Origin of the sequence: Arcicella rigui (genome assembly GCF_034929435.1) — a bacterium.
Classification (GTDB): Bacteria; Bacteroidota; Bacteroidia; order Cytophagales; family Spirosomataceae; genus Arcicella; species Arcicella rigui.
Map to the genome: position 1 here is coordinate 115,256 of NZ_JAYFUM010000014.1, position 19,593 is coordinate 134,848.

A 19,593-nucleotide genomic window follows, 5' to 3' on the forward strand; every position below is an offset into this window, starting at 1 on the left:
AACAAACTTGAGAGAAGGTTTTTTAAAAACGAGTTCTCTAAAATACTAATTATATGTAAGACTCTTTATATGTTAAAGTAATGATGTAAAGAATACTTTTGGGGAATTAACTCGTTAGTAAACCTATTTTCCTCAATATGGATACCAACTTTTAAATGTTACTTACCTTGAAAGTAATAGTTTTTCACTTTACATAGTTGCATCGAAACAAGAGAGTATTGTTAGATTGAGTCGAGTTACTTGTAATTTTAAATAACTATTATAATAATAAAAAATAAAGTAATTATTTTAGAGTAATTCTACGCTATGAAACAGGTATAAATCCCTAATAAGAAAAATAATAAGCCAAGTAATACTCTGCTGAAGTTTGTATCTCTACGAACTTCTTTTTTGATAAATAATTATAGTCAACAAAAAGTTATCCGTGAAGACACGGACAACGGCTGAAGGTTTAATTAAATGCTTACTAATACCTAAATAAAGATAATCCTTATGAAAGAAAACAGAAAATTCGAAGAATTGACCTTAGAAGAGCTAAAAGCGAAACAAAAAAAGTTTAAAGCTTTTGTGGGCATTCTCAGTATTATATTATAACGCTCATTGCAACATTTGGGCTAATATACTTTGCTATAAAAAGTAACAAGTATAATTTACTTATACTTTGTGGAAGCTTTTCTTTTGCTCTTTTTATCTGTTCTTATATCTTAAAGCAGATTGAAACAGAAATAAAATCACGAGGTTTAAAATAGGTTTTTTGGGAAAGGTTGTGTCTTTTTTGCCGAAGTTCGTGTCTCCACGAACTTCTTTTTTGATAGATAATTAAAGCAACAACATCACAGTAAACAAAAAGTCGTCCGTTACTCATGGCATGACTGACAATAGACTGGTTTTACTCAATATTATTTGATAAGTCATTCCATGAGTTTATGTTGCAAGCTTCTTTTTTGATAGATAATTAAAGTACTACCACCGTTAACAAATAGTTGTCCGTGAAGACACGGACAACGGCGAAGAAATGAATTTGAAAGTGTCTTTTGCAGAAGTTCATCTCTTTGCCAAAGTTCGTGTCTCCACGAACTTCTTCACTACTTCAAATTAATCTCTGGGCGAGTTTCGTAGGCTGAACCAATTTCGCAAAGTCTATCCATAATTTCTGCAAAAAGCTTAAACATGATTTTAAGTTTTTCTACATCTTTGATGATTCCTACTACTTCCAAATACAATTCATCAACGCCGTCTGGAAAGCTTTGTCCCCAAAATCCTTCATCATCCTGTACTTTCACTTGAAACTGTGATAAATTCGCCAATGCCAGAAAATCATTTTTGATGTTTTTATCTTTAAACAAAGCTCTGATTTTATCTGGATTTTTACTTTTTAGCACAAAAGTATCGTCAAAAATTTTATCTTCTATTTCAATATCCTGCATTCCAAAGTACTTAGCGAGGTCTGTAAAAAGTCCTTCTGGATAAATAGTAAACCTAAAATCATCTTTGTTGATATAGGCACAACGCATCCGAGTATAAGGCGTTGAACTCTTTCCCGTCGAACGATGAAAGACATCTAAAATGATTGTCCAATTTTTATGTTCAAGTACTACTTTTGAATCATCGAAAAAGTTCTTTTTCTTGATTAAAGTCGCATTAATTTCTTGTTCTAACTGTACCCAAATTTCTTCCTTACTTGGGCCAAAAATATTTCTTAACAATCCCATTGTTTATTGTATTTGGTGGAAATAAAAAGGTAACCTACAAACGATTTTCTACAAAGATTCATTGGTTAAAAACCGAGCGTCGGTCGCCTCACCCCTAACCCCTCTCCTGCTGAGAGGGGAACTTTTGGAGCTAAAAAAGCCCCTTCTCAACAGGAGAAGGGGTTGGGGATGAGGTTTTCACAAAATAAAGATATTGGGCTTATTTGTACTTTGCCTAAACTCGTGTCTCCACGAACTTCTTTTTGACAGATAATTAAAGCCCCACTACAGTCAACAAATAGTCGTCCGTGAAGACACGGACAACGGCTAAGAAATCCAAAATACATTCATAATTCATAATTAAAAACTCATAATTACTAAGCTTCCTGTGGATATTTTACACCAATCTGACTTCTGATTTCGCAAAGTAATTCCATCAATTCTAAGCTAAATTGTAATGGAAGGCGGTCGTTTTCGATTCTGCCTTCTGCCAAACAACGTTGAACGTCGATAGCTTCGTAGCTATATCCCCAGCCTTTGCGTTCGGTTTCAAAAAACTGTGGAGTTTCATCTGTTAGCTCTAAAGTAAAACCAAAGGTTTCATGGAAGCGACCAGCAATAAATATTTTTCCTTTTGTACCATAAATCGTACAAGTAGTATCAGTTTTAGCAGCAAAGGTAGAGAATAAAGAAGCCGTAGCACCATTTGGAAAAGCTAAGGACATCGAGCAATTCATGTCAACACCTGTGGGAGCTAAAGTTGCTACCGCCTTTACTTCCGAAGGTTTTCCGAGTAATAACTTACTGATAAACAAAGGATAAATACCAATATCATACAAAGAACCACCAGTAAGTGCTGGATTGAACAGACGAGCGTTTTCATCATAAGTAGCCAAGAAACCAAAATCTGCCACAATATGCTTAATCTCGCCGATAGTGCCAGCCTTGATAATTTCTTCGATTTGATTGATAGCAGGATGAAATCTTGTCCAGATAGCTTCCATCAAAAAGAGTTTCTTTTCTTGCGATTTGGCAATCATTTCTTTCACCATTTGTGTATTAATGGCAAATGCTTTTTCACACAAAACAGGTACTCCTATTTCTAAAGCCAACAAAGTATTTTCATGGTGTTGAGCATGCGGCGTAGCAATATAAACTACATCAATCAAACCACTTTTTAACATTTCTTCATAACTCCCAAAAGCATGAGGCGTATTATATTTTGCTCCGAAAGCTTTGGCTCTTTCTAAATCACGAGAAGCCACTGCGTGTAAAACAGCATTAGGTACATCAGCAACTAAATCGTCTGCAAATTTTTCGGCTATTTTTCCACAGCCAATAATTCCCCAGCGAGTTATTGAAGTTTGAAAAGTTGAATCCATTGACGTAAAGAATTTATGGGGTTTAAGTTGTGAGATTTTAGCTATGAGCTGTGAGCCTTGAGCTATGAGCTATGAGATTTGAGCCGTGAGCTTTGAGATTTAAGCCTTGAGCTATGAGTGTTATTGGTAAAAAAACTCACTGCTCACAGCTCAAAGCTTACGGCTGTTAGCTCATAGCTCATAGCTGTCAGCTAAAAGCTAAAAAAGCCTAACGCTTCATCGCTTCAATCAAAGCTTCTACTTGCTCGATATTCACTGCGGCGAAATTGGCAATGCGTAATTGAGAAGCTTTGAAGTCGCCATAACCTGAGCCTATGACTAAATTAGCATCTGCTTGTACTTGTTTGATAATATCTGCCGCCGACCTTCCAACAACATTTACTACCACAACGGTCTGCGAACGATGTTCTGGATTTTTTACGAAAATCTCCAAAAAGTCAGATTTCTCAGCAAAGTTGTATAATAGTTTTGCTTTTCTTTCAGTCTCTTTTCTAATCGTTTCGATACCGATTTTATTCATGTCTTCGGCTACTTTTCCTAAAACATAAATCGCCATAACGTTTGGTGTTTCAGGCGTTTCAAATTTCTCGAAATTTTTGAACAATGAAGGCAAACTATGATAAGTACCGATTTGATTTTCGTGCGTTTTCATACGATTTGCCTTTTCCAACATGGCAGGATTGGCAATCCAACAGCCCAAACCTGCTGGCATTCCAAACGATTTTTGTACAGAAAAGAAAGCAGTGTCAACCGTATTAAAATCTAAATCTGGATACGGAGCAGAAGAAACCATGTCAACCGCTACAAATTTATCCTTATTGGCACGTTTCAATTTATGAATTTCAGCAGGACGCATCTGTACTCCCGACGACGTTTCGTTGGCAGTAGTACAAATCAGTTCTGCATACTCTGGCACAGTAATTTCGGCATAATCAAAACCTTCGCCAAAAGGTTTTTCGTACTTATGAGCATACTTGTTGAGTTCTTTCGAGAAGTCGTAAAACTTCTTAGAAAAAGAACCATTGACCAAGTGAAAGCTTTCGTGTTCGACTGTATTTTGAATAATACGTTCCCAAATTTCAGTAGCAGAACCCGTAAAGAAAATACCATTTGATTCGGGAATGTCCATCAAAATACGCAATTGCTCAACTGTATGTTGATAAATACTACGAAACTGAGCAGAGCGGTGCGAAATTGAGCCTAATTGAAGCTCAAAAGCATTACGATAATGTTGTTCGACAGTAGGAAATAATTCGGCCGGGCCGGGGGTGAAGTATGTTTTACGCATGTATGGTTAAATCTTTAATCTTGTTCAGTAAATTATTGACATCAGCAAATTGCTTTTTCAACACATTAATATCAAGTTGCTCTATCAAAAGATAAGAGTTTTTCAATTTTCCGTATTTTACTTTTTTTATCTTCCCTCCTTTTTCATATTGAAAAAATTCCTGTAAGAGTGAATTCAGTACTTTATCTGGACTTTCAATACTCTCAGGTTTTACGTTTTGAATCAACGAAGACTCCGCCATTGGACTTTGGATAATTCTTTCGTATTGTTGAAAAGTACGTTCAATAGCCTCTGGTTGAGAAAGTATCCATCCTTCCATGGCTTGAATCATAAAAAATACAGATTCCTTATACTCATCCAATTCATATTGTTTGATTCGAGTATCTCTTTGGCTTTCTTCTCCATCCAAATCCAAAAGAGCTAAAGTATTTGTGCTTACTCTTTTTTCAGATTTGATTGCTTTTAAAACACTGGTATAAGAAGCCTTGGTATCAATTTCAATACTTATATTATCAGTATTGTCTAAACCTGCAGATAATAATTGATGAAAACTCTCACGAAGTTTTTCACTATTATCAAAAGTATCGACACTGGCATTACTATTAGGATGAACGCCACCTTCTAATAAAATGCTTACTTCTACCATCGTTTTCCTCCAATTTGACCTCTTAACCACATTTGTCCAGCTAAAAATTCACCTTCCCAATCTGGAAAATCTTCTTCTGAAACCTTCTTCACAATCGTTTCATTCGCTTCATTTTTCTCAAAAATCATCAAATCTTCTAATTCAAAAGCATTTAACAATAATGGCGAATGTGTAGCAATAATCATTTGTGTGCCGTTTTGAGCCGCATACTTAATGCCTCTGGCTATACCATTAATCATATCGGGGTGTAAACCCATTTCCGGTTCATCAAGACAAACTACGCTTCCTCTTTTAGGATTATAAAAAATAGAAAGCAATAATAAGTATCGTAACGTTCCATCAGAAATATGTTCAATGGTAATGGCTCTATCTAAATTTTTCTCTTTTAACGACATTAAACTTTTTCCTGCGACTGGTGTAGTAAAAACGATTTCTCTGAAATTTGGGTTTATATTTTTAAATTCTTCTACAAGTTTATCAAAAACCTTTATTGAATTTCCATTCAAATAGCTTAATAAAGTTGTCAGATTCTTGCCGTCACTTAAAAGATTCTCTTCTGAATAGTAAGGCGACAATTGACGGATAGGGCTTTCAAAAGATGTATCGAAATAGTCATAAACAGCAAGTTTCTTTACAATATGAAGAATGCTCAAGAAAATATCATAATCTTCATTATTAGACCATTTATCACCATCCTCTCGCTCCATTAAAATATGTTCATTTTCCAAAATACTTTCTTGGAAAATGCTATATCCACGAAATACTCTTCGAATATGTAGATTGTAGAAAATATCATCATTCGCATATCTAATAAATGCGTGCTTGTTTATTGATTCTTTGGAAAAAACATAAGTTATATTTATCTCATCTGCATAAGGGTCAATAAAATTTGCTACTCCATCAAATGCTCCCCATCTCTGCGAAAATAGTTTTTCAAAATCTCCTTCAATACTTGCCTTTAACAACCGTATCGCCTTAATGAAATTTGATTTTCCTGCTCCGTTAATTCCTACAAGAACATTGGTATCAGCATTCAATTCGATGGTTTGTTCAGTGCCAAAGCTAAAGAAATTTTGAATCGTTATTTTCTTAATCATGCTTTATTGATGGGTATAAATAGTTTGTGCCACTTTACGTGGCACAAATATAAGCTGTTTTCAGAATCTTAATACAACATTCTAAACTTAATCGTATTATCAATTCCTTTTAATTCTTGGATGATTTCGTCGGCATATTCTTTTGAAATATCTGTAATTACATAACCGATTTCGGTGGTTGTTTTCAAATATTGTCCTTGAATATTTACGTTGTATTTGGCAAAAATATTATTGATTTTCGCCAAAATTCCCGGTACGTTTTGGTGAATATGTAATAAACGGTGAGCGTTTTCTAAAGCTGGCAATTGCAATTCTGGGAAGTTTACAGAACCATAAGTACTACCGTTGTTCATAAACTGTAATAATTTACTTGGTACAAATTCACCGATATTTGCCTGAGCCTCTTCTGTTGAACCGCCTACGTGTGGCGTAAGAATTACTCTTGGCAAACCACGCAATTCGTTAATAAACTCTTCGTCGTTGGTTTTTGGTTCGTAAGGGAATACGTCCACGGCTGCACCCCATACTTTGCCAGATTTCAAGGCATTTACTAAAGCTTTGATGTCAACCACGTGTCCACGAGAAAGGTTTATGAAAATTACATTGTCTTTCATCATTTCAAATTCTTTCTCTCCGATGATATTGGTGTTGGTTTTACGACCGTCCACGTGCATCGAAATGAAATCTGAAATGCCCAAAAGCTCTTCTAAAGTCTTGCATTTTTTAGCATTTCCTAAGGCTAATTTATCAACCGCATCATAGAAATATACTTGCATACCCATTGCTTCGGCAATTACCGAAAGCTGAGTACCGATACTTCCATAACCTACCAAACCTAATTTTTTACCTCTGATTTCGTAAGAATTTTTAGCCGATTTATCCCAAACGCCTTCGTGCATTTTGTTTGATTTCGTAAGAATATCACGAGTAAGGATAATCATTTCGCCAATCGCCATTTCAACTACCGAACGAGTGTTTGAATACGGTGCGTTGAAAACCGCAATACCTCTTTTTTCGCATTCAGCTAAGTCGATTTGGTTTGTACCAATACAAAAAGCTCCAACGGTCATCAAACGACTGGCGTTTGGATGTTGTAATACTCTTTTTGTCAAGTTAGTTTTAGAACGTAACCCTAAAATTGAAACGCCTTTGATTTTCTCAATTAGTTCTTCTTCGTCTAAAGCACCTTTCAATAATTCAACTTGAAAACCTTCAATTTTGAATGCCTCCACAGCTTTCGGGTGAACGTTTTCTAATAAAAGTACTTTGATTTTAGATTTTGGATATGACTGCGAGCGAGTCAAGCCATTGATGTACAAAAATTCATCAAAAGAAGCTACTACTTCGTCGGCTTTGTCGGTTACTTTCTGGCGTTCTACGTTTTCGGTAAAAGCAAAAAACTTGGTTGCCAAGCCTGCTTCACGCATTTCGTAGTCGGTGTAGCCGTCGCCAATGGCATAAACTTCACCATCAAATTTCAAGGCTTCCAACAACTTTACTTTACCTTTATCTTGCGACAAAAGATTGGTAACATCATAGCCAGTAATATTTCCTTCGGTATCATAAGTGAAAGTATTAGCAAAAACATTTTCTGCTAAAATACCCATTCCTGTAGCCACTGGCACGATAAAATCTTTGAATCCAGACGAAACGATATAAATATTGGCGGCATTTTCACGAATAAACGCTTCGTTACGAGCGAATGAATCTGAAATTTTACCTTTTAAGAATTCAATTAGTGTCTCTACGTGTTCACGGTTAGCAGGTAAAAGATTCACTCTTGCTTTCAACGACTCCGCAAAACCAATTTCTCCAGCCATACCTTTGTCGGTAATTGCCTTAATTTCACCCACAATTTTATCGTGGTCTTTATGCCCTTTAAGAGCAATCGCAGCTAATTCGTCTAAACCTTCAACCTTTGTGAAAGTACTGTCAAAATCAATGACGTAGTTTATTTTTTGTTCGACTGTTTTGGTAATCATATTTGCAGTAACTGCCTTGTTCAGACAGTTTATAGTGATTGATTAAATCTTACTTATTCATTATCCATTCCAAAGCTCTTTTCTCAGACCATAAAACACCTTGATAATTATGTTGATAAAAACCACAATGTCCGCCATTTTCGGGAGCTTGAAAATATACTTTTTCCAAGAACTTAGCTTTTTCAAAAGGGTAACAATCCTTTGATAAAAAAGGGTCATTTTGGGCATTGATGATTAATGTTGGAATCTGAATTTTGTCCAAAAAGTATAAGGAACTATTACGTTCGTAATAGTCTTCTGCATCTTGGAAACCGTGGAGTTGTGAAGTGTAACAATCATCGAAATCTTTTAAAGTTTTGATTTTCGAGATGTTTGAAGTTTGTATTTGTTCTGGAAAAAGTTTTGCTTTTGCCAAGATTTTCTTTTTCAATGAGTCGTTGAATCGCTTGGTATAAAACCAACCAATTGTCTGGCTACTGCTTGAAAGGTGCAAAGGTACTGAAAATGTTACCGCTTTTTTGATTTTTGGAGAGAGTTTTTCAGATTGCTCGCCCAAATACTTGAGTGTAAGATTTCCGCCTAAGCTAAAACCTATCAAATTTATGGCTTCATAGCCTTTTGAAATAGCGTATTTTATCACTAAATCGAGGTCGTCGGTAGCTCCGCTGTGATAAAAACGAATGGTTTTGTTCAATTCTCCCGAACAACTTCTGAAATTCCAAGCCAAACAGTCGAACCCATGCTGATTGAAGTTTTGCACCATTCCTGTAATGTACTGACGATGCGAGTCGCCTTCTAAGCCATGCGAAAGAATCAGCAAAGGAGCTTTTTTAGTATGTCCGTTTTCTTGCTTGGCTTTCGACCAATCTACGTCTAAAAAATCATTATCGGGCGTGCTAATTCGTTCACGCAAGTACTTCACAGTTGTTATCTTGCGGAAAACTGAGGGAAAAATGGTCTGAGTGTGACCGTTTGGTAGCCAAAAAGGAGCTTGATAATCAGCGTGTTTGATAATTGGCATAAGTTTCAGAATTATCCTTTAAAATTACATTGAATCTTTGAAAGGTTTAATACTTATAGCAAAAATCATCACTTTTTCATGGAATTATTAAATTTTCAAAAAGTATATTTATATTATTTAAGCCTATGCTAAGTTCTTCTTGAGTGGGATAACCGAAACCAATTCGCATATAAGTCTTGTCTCGCTCGAACCAATGCCCCACTCCTACCACTGTTTGGTACTTCTGATGCAAAGTTTCATAAAACAATTCTATGTCAATTTTATAATCAGATTTAAGTCTCGGGAAACAGACTACTCCTGCTGATGGCTCGTTCCATTCTAAATAATTTTGTTGAGCAAACCATTGTTTCAATACTTCAAAATTCTGCCGAATATGTGCATGAGTTGCTGGAATTAATCGGTCTTTCTGCAGTAATGCCTGATAAGCAATTTCTTCGTCGATAACCGAATTACAAATAATCATTTGTTCTTTGGCTGCCAAAAATTGCTGCATTAAAGTAGTATCTCTACAAATAATCCAACCAATTCTGATACCCGGTAAGCCATAAGCTTTTGACAAAGAACAAACCGAAATTACTTGTTTGCTGTGTGCAGCAGAATAGGATTTTAACGTACTTTGGAAATTTAGCTCTCGGTAGGTTTCATCAACCAGTAAATAAAAATTATGCTTTTCGGCAAGTGAAATTAAGGCTTGAATAAGCTCTTCTGAAAATACTTTTCCCGTTGGATTATGAGGATTGGTAATACTTACTAATTTGGTATTAGGGCGAATTGCCGCTTCAATTTGTTGAATATCAAGGTCAAAATTATGCTCAAATGCCAAGTCAATAATAGACATTTGGCTACCGATAGCTCTGGGCGTTTCCAGATTTGTTCCATAATTTGGACGAATGACAATCAAGTGTTCGTCTGAACATAACAGCGTTGTATGAATAATAAAAAGAGCCATTGCGGCACTTTGACAAACCAATACGTCTTCTGTTTTTAAGTTTTCGTTTTTGTCGATAATTAATTCACGAAGTTCTTTTTTCCCTCGGTGTTCGCCATAAAACAAAACCAATTCGTCGAGATTTAGCCCCAAATCTTTTAGGGCTAAATCTCTGACTGAACTTTCTGCTAAATTGTATAAAATTGAGCCATAACCTTTTTCTTCGGGAGCTTCAATTTCAATGGGCATTCTTCTAAAATCCATTCTTAGCAAAATTTACATTCCAACTTTTGGCAATACAGGTAAACTTTCGTTGCCTTCCTCTCCTACTGCTTGTACGGCAAAAAAGTAATTATCTTTTGAATAAGGCAACACAATTCCATTTTTTGTTGTGAAGATTTTCTTCTGCCAGAAAGGTTGATACGTCTCACGAACCAATACATAATAGCCTTTTACTTTGCCAGATTTGGGAGCTTGCCAAAAAAGTGTTGTAGAATTTGTTAGATTTTTTGTATCAATCGTCAAGTTTTGAACCGTTGCAGGAGCTTTCGCCAAGTTGGCTAAAGTGGCTAAATTCATCGCAGTATTTTTTCGCAAGTATTCAAAATCCATAAATTCTGGATAATCTCCGTACTGAATACCTTTTTCAGTTCTTAAATCCTGATGTTGATGTTCGTAATTTTCGTTCATTTCGGTTACTCTTACGGCCGCAAAACCACGATTTACAAATGGCGTATGGTCGCCTCCACGTAAAAATCGGTCGTTTCTATACACCATCACTACTTCTAAATTATCAACATATCGTTCGCCTACTTCTTTTGCATAACGTGCCAACTGACGAGCTTTTCCGTCGTTTTCTTGTCCCATATTTCGGATACTTCCTGCTTTTTTATCAATTTCAAAGGCTGGTAAACCTTCGCTGAAAATTCTTACTTTGGTATTTTCAATGATGCGAGTTTCATTGCTATTGTTTGAACCCACAATATCATTGTTCATAATGGCTTCGATGTTCCATTTTTCATCAAAAGCTTTCTGAGCTAAATAATCAGCCCCTAACAATCCTTGTTCTTCACCACTTACTACTAAAAAAATCACCGTAGCTGAAAACTTTGCTTTAGACAAAACTCTTGCTAATTCTATCACCGTTGCCGTTCCTGAGCCATCATCATTCGCTCCGGGTGCGTCTGATTCACGATTCATCACGTTGGAAACACGGCTGTCGATGTGTCCAGAAACTAAGAAAATACGGTCGTCGTTGGGGTCAGTTCCTTTCAATATTCCCATTACATTGCCCATATCTTGGTCTTTATCCACACGTTTTCCGTCGGGTTTCAAAACCCATGAATCAATTTTGGCAGTCATTCTTCCTTCCGACTGCTTGGCAAATTCTTGGAAACGGCTTAAAACCCAATTTCTGGCTGCACCAATTCCTTTTTTGGAGTCGGTGGTTGTACTGAGTGTGTGACGAGTACCAAAACTGACCAATTTATTGATATGAGATTTTAGACTATCAGCATTAACTTCTGATACCAATTGTTCAATTACAGGGTCACGCTGAATAATTTTTTGAGCAGAAGTTTGAAAAGTAATGAAAGACAATGCAAGAAAGACAAGTTTTTTCATGTGAATAAATATTGGTTTGTATAGTTGATGAAAATTGATTTACACAATTTACTCGAAAAACACTTGAATGTTTAATTTTTGAAATAATACTTAAATATCAATGCTGAGTTGTGAATTGTAAATTATTTTTTAACATTTTAATTTTCAAGTATTTACACTTTATCTTAATTAAAATTAAATTGCAATATTCCTTAAAAGGAAAAGGCAAAACCTAAAAAGATTTTGCCTTTTCTCATTATTTAATGATTACTAAAAGTGATTGTCGATTAGTACTTATATTTCTAAAAATCAAAATTCACACAAATTCAAAGCATCGTTTAAACTGTGTTCATTTCATATTGTTCGTTTAGATTTCAATCTCAAAACTAAACATTCATAATTCATAATTACTTCATTCTTCCCTCTTGTAAAAGTTTATTAGCAAAAATAAACTCATTCAATTCAGATACACTCGAAGTTCTAATGTTTTGGCTGTCGCCTTCCCAGAGTTTTTTTCCTTTGTATAAAAACATAATTTTTTCACCTATACCAATTACAGAGTTCATATCGTGGGTGATGATAATCGTAGTAATGTTAAATTCATCGGTGATTTCTTTAATTAGTTCATCAATTTTTACAGAAGTGAGCGGGTCTAAACCTGAGTTTGGCTCATCGCAAAACAAGTACTTAGGGTTCATCACAATTGCTCTGGCAATTCCGACTCTTTTCTTCATTCCTCCAGATACTTCTGAAGGCATTCTTGAACCCGCATTTTCTAATTCTACACGCTTTAAACAAAGTTGAGCTCTATCTATTTTTTCTTCTTCCGACATATCCGTGAGCATATCCAAAGGAAATTTCACGTTTTCTAATACTGTTTTAGAATCAAACAAAGCTCCACCTTGAAACAAAACGCCCATTTCTCGACGAATGGTTTTTCTTACTTCTTCATGCGAATTATGAAAATCTCGACCATCATATAATATTTGTCCATGCTCAGGTTTTATAATCCCAATCATACATTTCAACAACACACTTTTTCCTGTACCACTTCCCCCAATAATCAACGACGTATCGCCGGGTTTAAATTCGCCATCAATTCCGAGCAAAATATCTCGTCCATCGAATGCCTTTCTAATGTCTTTTATTTCAATCATAGATTCAAATCTTTCCCGAATTTACAAAATTCGTGGCTATACGCTACATTTTTTCAATATCTCTTCAACAATTCGCTACTGATATTCAATTTTCATATCTACCAGCAGACAGTACTTTATCAACACAAAAAAGGCTTAAAGTATTAAAACCTCAAGCCTTTTTTATGTTAATTTTTATCTCACTAACTCTATCCAGCCTTTCAGATTTAAAGTTGGTTTAGGGTCGAGTGTTAAGAATTTCACTTCGCAATTATAGAAATAAGTACCTACGGCTACTTCTTTTCCGTTTGAGTCTGTACCATTCCAAGACAGTTGATTTCCACTGTATTCGTAGATTTTTTGTCCTGCACGATTATAAACTGTGAAGATAATACTTTGCACAAATCTTGGACATTTCATCGCTTGGAAAACATCGTTTTTGCCATCGCCATTTGGCGTAAAGATATTTGGCAATTCAAAACTCACACAGTTGTCTTTACAAACCGTATTACTTGGAGCACTCTCTGTTCCATACTTGTCGGTTGCCGTTACATAATAACAACCAATGTAAGAATCATTTTTGACGTGCGTAAAAGTTTGTGCTGGCGGTTTTGGACTATTGATTTCAGCAATTTTAGTGAAAGTAGCACCACTATTCGGAGCATAGTAAACAGTGTATTTCACAATGTCTTTGGTACAGTCGCCACCAGATGCTGATTTATCAGGATTTGTCCATGTTAATTTATTTTCAAAAGAAGTTAAATTACAATTAGCATTATCCTTGTTGTACTTATCGCAATCGAGTAAGTCGATACTTAATTGAGGCGGACAAGGTACGATGTCGCTCAAAGGAGTAGCACATATTACTTGCGAGAAGTTGTATAATAAATCAGGTTTTATTTTGGCATCATTGTACGTTCCTACGGTTTCTACTTTGTAACAATAAGTAGAATCCTGCGACATTTTTGCGATAGCTGTCCCGTCTGCGGTATAAGTATCTGCCCCTGTATCCGTAAATGTAAAAGTACTTGCACTTGTTACTGGCACATCAGCAATTCTATTGAATACTCCTGAGCCTGAGCGTGTTTCACGATAAACTCTGTGTACTTGATTTTCATTTTTCCAAGCAACATTTGCCTGCCAAGAAAGTACCACCGATTTGGTTTCGGCTTTTGCAGATAAACGAACACTACTCGAAGCATCAGTACTGTCTAATACTGTCAATCCTGTACTACTTGTATAGTAGAAAGCAAGGAAATAAGTATAAGCATTATCGGTGGTATTCAAGTTTTTATCTGTAAATACTGTATCTGCTTTGACAGACAAATCTGTATCAATATTAGGCGAAACCTGTGTAAACGAAGTACCATTCAAACCAGTAGCTCTGTACAAACGATATTGATATGGGCCTTTGAATGCTGTTTTATCCAAATTGATTGGGCGAGTCCAGCGAACGGTAATTTCACCAGTTGTCGTACTGGTTTTATCAACCGTAACGTTGGTCAAAACTGGCATTGGACTTGGTAATTTCTCACACACTTGGTCAGAAACAATACTTGAAGTAGAGTTTGTACCATTTGTAAATACCACTAATGCACGGTAACTATACTCAGTGTTACGTTTCAAATTTTTATCAACATAACTTGTTGCCGAAATAGGTAATCGAGCAATTTCTACATATCCCAAGCTTGCAGGCAATCCAGTAGTACATTTATCAGGCGTATAGGCTGTACAACCTACTTTTCTGTAAAGTACAATCTGAGCTCCCGTATTCTGACAAGTATAAGCATCCCATGATACAGTCATGGTTTTATTGCCTGCATCAGCGGCAATTTTCATGTTTTTTATTCTTGGAGCAACAATCCTGATTTTCCAAATCTTACTATCAACCAAGCTTGGAATACCTGCCCTCTGTGGAAAATCCTGTACTTTAAAGAGTACATCATAAGGCTCTTCTCGGATATGATTACAACCAGTTTGCCAAACAAATCTTCCAGAAGCAGGCGAAGGTTGATTTGCAGTAGCTGTAAAAGTAGCGTATTGTGGTCCGATAAAAGTAGTTCCGTCTGGCAATCTATACACCGCACCCGACGAAGTAATGGTCATATTATCCACCCTGCCAGAGTTGGTTGGCGTATCGGTAGCCGTAATGGTTTGGGTAATCAGCGTACCCGCTTCCACACAAATATCATCTGGTACTTTTATGACGGGCGGTTTATTGTCGGCATCTTTTACTTCTATTTGCATATCCCTTTCTGTAATAGAAATCAGTACGCCATTTCGCCATTCTTCTACATAAAAAGCACAGTTGTAAAGCCCAACTTCTTGGGGGACATCCCAAATCAAATCACCTGTGATAGGATTAATCGTAAATGAACTTGGTGTAGTAGCTACTTCATTTGGCTGACGAAAACCCGGTACTGAATCGCCTTTTCTATCGGCACAGTTATCTTGGTCACCTCTTCTACAAAAAGTAAGTCTGTACGCTAAACTATCACCATCAACATCAATGGCATTTGGATTATGAATAAATTTTTGACCTACTACGGCGGTTAAATCCACAGCAGGGTTCAATAAAATTGGCGTTGAATTTAAACCTAAACCGGGGTTTACTTTAAAAATAGTTTCTACGTAAAATTGCACAAAATCAGAAGCCCCAGCAATGTTACGAATATCTTGGTTTCGGTTTGAAATAGCCACCGTAACCTTGTAATCGGCAGCCGCTGAGTAGGTGTAAATGGCTTTATAAATCCCTTTACCGATGCTATTGCCAATATCTTCACCAGCACCATTTCCATTAATTCTTGGGGCTTTGATAAAACCAATGTTATCTCCGAAACAGAAATTAGCATCTCTTTGTTCGGTCCAAGCACGATAACCAGTATTCAAATCGCAATAAATCGTGAGTGTAAATTCATACGTAAATGAAGTAGTAGAAATTCTTCTTACTGAAATTTCACCGCCTCTCAAGTGTGTTGCAAAAGACTCCGTAGTGGATAAAAAAAGTACAAAGCCTAATACAAAAAGAAATAGTTTTTTAAATCTCATAAAATTTTGCATGTATAAGTCAGATGATTTGCTCACAAGTTATGTAATATTTTTTTTGCTTACTAACGAAACAAAAAAACAAACAATAGGTTAAGCCAACAGAAGTAAAATGAAGGCTCGTTGATTTTTTGAGTATTGAATAGAAACCTGCATTAGATACGGATTTATTGTATAAAAACGTAAAAACTTTATAAATAATTGCTAAAAAGTGATAGATAATTTGATAGACAAATGTTTGGGTCGTAGTTTTGGGGAGGATATTTAGTTTCATCTGAAAGGTTCATGATTATTCAAAAATTTCAAACTTTTTCGAGCTTGCATTGAATAAAACTTCATAAACGTTAAAGAAAAACTAATCTTCGTAATTACTGATAACTAAAACAATTAAAAGATGTCTTGGGTAACAAAAACACTAACGAGTTCACTGGGTAGAAAACTACTGATGGCCATCACGGGATTATCGTTGATCGCCTTTCTTGTTGTACACTGCGGAATTAATGCTTGTATTTTTTTAAATGATGGTGGGGAAACATTTAATGAAGCAGCGGAATTTATGGCTCATAACTGGCTAATCAGGTTATCTGAAGTTGGTTTGATGGCAGGTTTAATCATTCACATCGTGGATGGCTTAATGCTTTGGAAATCAAATTCTGAGAAACGTCCGGTAAAGTATGCAATCGTAAAAGGCGAAGCAAACTCTACTTGGTACTCACGTTCAATGGGCGTTTTAGGTTCATTGTTGTTGATTTTCTTGATTGTTCACCTTCGTCATTTCTGGGTTGTAAGCCGTTTTACCGACGAAATTACAAGTGGTCAGCAAACACTTTTCAATGAAATGAAAGAGGTTTTTGCCAACCCAATTCCAGTAGCATTATATGTTGTAGGTTGTATTTCATTGGCTTACCATTTATTACATGGTTTCCAAAGTGCTTTCCAAACAATGGGATGGAATCACCCAAAATACACACCTTTTGTAAAATCTTTTGGAGCAGGCTTTGCCATTATCGTTCCAATTATTTTTGCAGCAATGCCAATTGCAATGCATTTCGGATGGATTGCATAAGGAAAGAAACTGAATGTGATTGTCTATCAATATAATCTCATCAAACTCTTTTGAATCATTCCATCTTAATTATTAACAATTCATAATTCTTAATAAAAAATTATGTCAACTAAATTAGATGCTAAAATACCAGCAGGAGCATTACAAGAGAAATGGACAAAGTTCCGTTCTACTGTACCTTTGGTAAACCCCGCAAACAAGCGGAATATTGAAATCATTGTTGTAGGTACTGGTTTGGCTGGTGCTTCTGCGGCAGCTTCATTGGCAGAAATGGGATATAAAGTTAAGGCTTTCTGTTTCCAAGATTCTCCTCGCCGTGCTCACTCTATCGCTGCTCAAGGTGGTGTGAACGCTGCGAAAAACTACCAGAATGATGGTGACTCTATTTACCGTTTATTCTATGATACTATCAAAGGTGGTGACTACCGTGCAAGAGAAGCTAACGTTCACCGTTTGGCTGAAGTATCTGGTAATATCATCGACCAATGTGTGGCTCAGGGTGTACCTTTCGCTCGTGAGTACGGTGGTTTGTTATCTAACCGTTCTTTCGGTGGTACTCAAGTACAACGTACTTTCTATGCAGCAGGACAAACTGGTCAGCAATTATTATTAGGTGCTTATTCTGCTTTACAACGCCAAGTTGGTTTGGGTAACGTAGAAATGTTTACTCGCCACGAAATGATGGACGTTGTGATGGTAGAAGGCAAAGCCCGTGGTATCATCGCTCGTGATTTGATTTCTGGTAAATTAGAACGTCACTTTGGTCACGCTGTGTTGTTGTGTACTGGTGGATACGGTAACGTATTCTATTTGTCAACCAACGCTATGGGTTCAAACGTTACGGCGGCTTGGAAAGCTCATAAAAAAGGTGCTTTCTTCGGAAACCCTTGCTATACACAAATTCACCCAACTTGTATTCCTGTATCAGGCGACCACCAATCGAAATTGACTTTGATGTCTGAATCATTGCGTAACGATGGTCGTATTTGGGTGCCTAAAAAACAAAATGATAATCGTCCTGCCAACCAAATTCCAGAAGACGAACGTGACTATTACTTAGAGCGTCGTTATCCTGCGTTTGGTAACTTAGTACCTCGTGACATTGCTTCTCGTGCTGCTAAAGAGCGTTGCGATGCTGGTTATGGTGTAGGTGCTTCTAAAATGGCTGTTTACCTCGACTATGCTGCGGCTATCTTGCGTTATGGTCGTGTTGAAGCTACTAAGAAAGGTATGCACAATGCAACCACTGAGGAATTGCAAGTAATGGGTAAAGAAGTAGTGAAAGAGAAATACGGTAACTTGTTTGATATGTACAAACAAATTACTGGTGAAGACCCTTACGAAGTGCCAATGCGTATTTATCCTGCAGTTCACTATACAATGGGTGGGCTTTGGGTTGACTATAACTTGATGACTACCGTTCCAGGCCTTTATGCTTTGGGTGAAGCTAACTTCTCTGACCACGGTGCAAACCGTTTGGGTGCTTCTGCCTTGATGCAAGGTTTGGCTGATGGATACTTTGTAATTCCATACACTATCGGTTCATACTTGTCTGGTGATATTCGTACAAAAGCAATTCCAACAGACGCTCCAGAATTCGTTGCTGCTGAGAAAGCTGTACAAGATACTATCAATAAATTGATGGCTATCAAAGGCACAAAATCTGTTGATTATTTCCATAAGAAATTAGGAAAAATCATGTGGGATAAATGCGGTATGGCTCGTAACGAAAAAGGTTTGAAAGAAGCTATTGCTGAAATCCAAGAAATTAAAAAACAGTTCTGGTCGGATGTACGTATTCCGGGCGATGCAGATGAATTCAACCCTGAATTAGAAAAAGCAACTCGTGTAGCTGACTTTATCGAATTAGGTGAATTAATGTGTATTGATGCCTTGAATCGTAACGAATCATGTGGTGGTCACTTCCGTGAAGAGTATCAAACAGAAGAAGGCGAAGCACTTCGTGACGACGAAAACTATGCTTATGTAGCAGCTTGGGAATACAAAGGCGATTCTAAATTTGAATTACACAAAGAAGAATTGGTGTATGAAAATATTAAGATTGCCCAACGTTCTTATAAGTAATTAGTAAATAGTGATTGGTGATTAGTTTTTTATCAAGTAGTTAGTGAATAGTGATTGGTAATTAGTATTTTTAAAATAGTTATAAATATCTTATTTACTGAATAGTAATTAATATTAACAAATACCAATCACTATTCACCAGTCTCTAATCACTTAAACCACCAAGCAATGGAAAATCAAAAGATTTGTTCTTTTAAAGATTTGAAAATTTGGCAAAAATCAATGATATTGATTAACCAAATTTATACTTTATCTAAAGATTTTCCTGCGAACGAGAAATTTGGTTTAACATCACAAATTAATCGTGCATCTGTTTCAGTTGCCTCTAATATTGCAGAAGGTTGGGGAAGAGAAAGTAAAAAATCTTTTGTCCAGTTTTTAAAAATATCAAGAGGTTCTCTTTTCGAACTTGATACATTATTAATCGTTGCTGTTAATCAAAATTATTTAAAAGATTCCGACTACGACCAACTATTAATTCAGATTAATGAGATTGGCAAAATGATAAATAGTCTTATTTTTAGTATTGAAAAAAAGTTGATAAGTGATACTGAATAATTAGAACATCAAGATTGTAAATTCTAATTACCAATCACTAATCACTAATCTCTCAAACAAAATGGA

At 36.1% G+C, this 19,593-nt stretch carries 14 protein-coding genes; 3 read left to right on the forward strand and 11 right to left on the reverse strand.

Annotated features, from left to right (window positions below; all coding sequences use genetic code 11):
- Nucleotides 1-1,085: 1,085 nt before the first annotated feature.
- From VB248_RS12825 to VB248_RS12875, 11 genes are all read right to left on the reverse strand, one after another.
- Nucleotides 1,086-1,712, reverse strand: coding sequence for a DUF3137 domain-containing protein (locus VB248_RS12825; protein ID WP_323297184.1), 627 nt, complete (start codon nucleotides 1,710-1,712; stop codon nucleotides 1,086-1,088).
- Between the two features lie 356 nt (nucleotides 1,713-2,068).
- Entirely contained in the window at nucleotides 2,069-3,073 is a 1,005-nt protein-coding gene (locus tag VB248_RS12830; protein WP_323297185.1) for a Gfo/Idh/MocA family protein, read from the reverse strand.
- A gap of 208 nt (nucleotides 3,074-3,281) precedes the next feature.
- The gene (locus VB248_RS12835; protein WP_323297186.1) at nucleotides 3,282-4,361 is read right to left on the reverse strand and encodes an aminotransferase class V-fold PLP-dependent enzyme; all 1,080 of its coding nucleotides are present in this window, start codon (nucleotides 4,359-4,361) and stop codon (nucleotides 3,282-3,284) included.
- Nucleotides 4,354-5,007, reverse strand: coding sequence for a DUF4276 family protein (locus VB248_RS12840; RefSeq protein WP_323297187.1), 654 nt, complete (start codon nucleotides 5,005-5,007; stop codon nucleotides 4,354-4,356). Before VB248_RS12840 ends, VB248_RS12835 begins: the two co-directional genes overlap by 8 nt.
- Nucleotides 5,001-6,104, reverse strand: coding sequence for an AAA family ATPase (locus VB248_RS12845; RefSeq protein WP_323297188.1), 1,104 nt, complete (start codon nucleotides 6,102-6,104; stop codon nucleotides 5,001-5,003). The genes VB248_RS12840 and VB248_RS12845 overlap by 7 nt, the downstream gene beginning before the upstream one ends.
- A 68-nt stretch (nucleotides 6,105-6,172) precedes the next feature.
- The gene (gene serA, locus VB248_RS12850; RefSeq protein WP_323297189.1) at nucleotides 6,173-8,086 is read right to left on the reverse strand and encodes a phosphoglycerate dehydrogenase; all 1,914 of its coding nucleotides are present in this window, start codon (nucleotides 8,084-8,086) and stop codon (nucleotides 6,173-6,175) included.
- A 49-nt stretch (nucleotides 8,087-8,135) separates the two neighbouring features.
- Nucleotides 8,136-9,107 carry a YheT family hydrolase gene (locus VB248_RS12855; protein ID WP_323297190.1) on the reverse strand — a complete coding sequence of 324 codons (972 nt, stop codon included), beginning with the start codon at nucleotides 9,105-9,107 and terminating at the stop codon, nucleotides 8,136-8,138.
- A 76-nt stretch (nucleotides 9,108-9,183) separates the two neighbouring features.
- Nucleotides 9,184-10,299: a pyridoxal phosphate-dependent aminotransferase gene (locus tag VB248_RS12860; protein ID WP_323297191.1), complete on the reverse strand. Its 1,116-nt coding sequence runs from the start codon at nucleotides 10,297-10,299 to the stop codon at nucleotides 9,184-9,186.
- Nucleotides 10,300-10,311: 12 nt separating this feature from the next.
- Nucleotides 10,312-11,658, reverse strand: coding sequence for a M28 family metallopeptidase (locus tag VB248_RS12865; protein ID WP_323297192.1), 1,347 nt, complete (start codon nucleotides 11,656-11,658; stop codon nucleotides 10,312-10,314).
- 386 nt (nucleotides 11,659-12,044) lie between these two features.
- The gene (locus VB248_RS12870; protein ID WP_323297193.1) at nucleotides 12,045-12,794 is read right to left on the reverse strand and encodes an ABC transporter ATP-binding protein; all 750 of its coding nucleotides are present in this window, start codon (nucleotides 12,792-12,794) and stop codon (nucleotides 12,045-12,047) included.
- Nucleotides 12,795-12,968: 174 nt separating this feature from the next.
- Nucleotides 12,969-15,821 (reverse strand): T9SS type B sorting domain-containing protein, encoded by a 2,853-nt coding sequence (locus VB248_RS12875; protein WP_323297194.1) that lies wholly within the window; start codon nucleotides 15,819-15,821, stop codon nucleotides 12,969-12,971.
- Nucleotides 15,822-16,212: 391 nt separating this feature from the next.
- Between VB248_RS12875 and VB248_RS12880 the strand changes: the two genes are divergently transcribed.
- From VB248_RS12880 to VB248_RS12890, 3 genes are all read left to right on the forward strand, one after another.
- Nucleotides 16,213-16,884: a succinate dehydrogenase cytochrome b subunit gene (locus tag VB248_RS12880; RefSeq protein ID WP_323297195.1), complete on the forward strand. Its 672-nt coding sequence runs from the start codon at nucleotides 16,213-16,215 to the stop codon at nucleotides 16,882-16,884.
- A gap of 102 nt (nucleotides 16,885-16,986) precedes the next feature.
- The gene (locus VB248_RS12885) at nucleotides 16,987-18,969 is read left to right on the forward strand and encodes a fumarate reductase/succinate dehydrogenase flavoprotein subunit (RefSeq protein WP_323297196.1); all 1,983 of its coding nucleotides are present in this window, start codon (nucleotides 16,987-16,989) and stop codon (nucleotides 18,967-18,969) included.
- Nucleotides 18,970-19,137: 168 nt separating this feature from the next.
- On the forward strand, nucleotides 19,138-19,527 hold the full coding sequence (locus tag VB248_RS12890) for a four helix bundle protein (protein ID WP_323297197.1): 390 nt from the start codon (nucleotides 19,138-19,140) through the stop codon (nucleotides 19,525-19,527).
- Nucleotides 19,528-19,593: the final 66 nt, after the last annotated feature.

What these genes read in the sequence shown, in the direction of transcription:
- VB248_RS12880 (WP_323297195.1), top strand. Translation starts at nt 16,213, where the DNA reads ATGTCTTGGGTAACAAAAACACTAACGAGTTCACTGGGTAGAAAACTA.
- VB248_RS12870 (WP_323297193.1), bottom strand. Translation starts at nt 12,794, where the DNA reads ATGATTGAAATAAAAGACATTAGAAAGGCATTCGATGGACGAGATATT.
- VB248_RS12835 (WP_323297186.1), bottom strand. Translation starts at nt 4,361, where the DNA reads ATGCGTAAAACATACTTCACCCCCGGCCCGGCCGAATTATTTCCTACT.
- VB248_RS12840 (WP_323297187.1), bottom strand. Translation starts at nt 5,007, where the DNA reads ATGGTAGAAGTAAGCATTTTATTAGAAGGTGGCGTTCATCCTAATAGT.
- VB248_RS12885 (WP_323297196.1), top strand. Translation starts at nt 16,987, where the DNA reads ATGTCAACTAAATTAGATGCTAAAATACCAGCAGGAGCATTACAAGAG.
- VB248_RS12855 (WP_323297190.1), bottom strand. Translation starts at nt 9,107, where the DNA reads ATGCCAATTATCAAACACGCTGATTATCAAGCTCCTTTTTGGCTACCA.
- VB248_RS12845 (WP_323297188.1), bottom strand. Translation starts at nt 6,104, where the DNA reads ATGATTAAGAAAATAACGATTCAAAATTTCTTTAGCTTTGGCACTGAA.
- VB248_RS12860 (WP_323297191.1), bottom strand. Translation starts at nt 10,299, where the DNA reads ATGGATTTTAGAAGAATGCCCATTGAAATTGAAGCTCCCGAAGAAAAA.
- VB248_RS12865 (WP_323297192.1), bottom strand. Translation starts at nt 11,658, where the DNA reads ATGAAAAAACTTGTCTTTCTTGCATTGTCTTTCATTACTTTTCAAACT.
- VB248_RS12890 (WP_323297197.1), top strand. Translation starts at nt 19,138, where the DNA reads ATGGAAAATCAAAAGATTTGTTCTTTTAAAGATTTGAAAATTTGGCAA.
- VB248_RS12825 (WP_323297184.1), bottom strand. Translation starts at nt 1,712, where the DNA reads ATGGGATTGTTAAGAAATATTTTTGGCCCAAGTAAGGAAGAAATTTGG.
- VB248_RS12830 (WP_323297185.1), bottom strand. Translation starts at nt 3,073, where the DNA reads ATGGATTCAACTTTTCAAACTTCAATAACTCGCTGGGGAATTATTGGC.
- VB248_RS12875 (WP_323297194.1), bottom strand. Translation starts at nt 15,821, where the DNA reads ATGAGATTTAAAAAACTATTTCTTTTTGTATTAGGCTTTGTACTTTTT.
- serA (WP_323297189.1), bottom strand. Translation starts at nt 8,086, where the DNA reads ATGATTACCAAAACAGTCGAACAAAAAATAAACTACGTCATTGATTTT.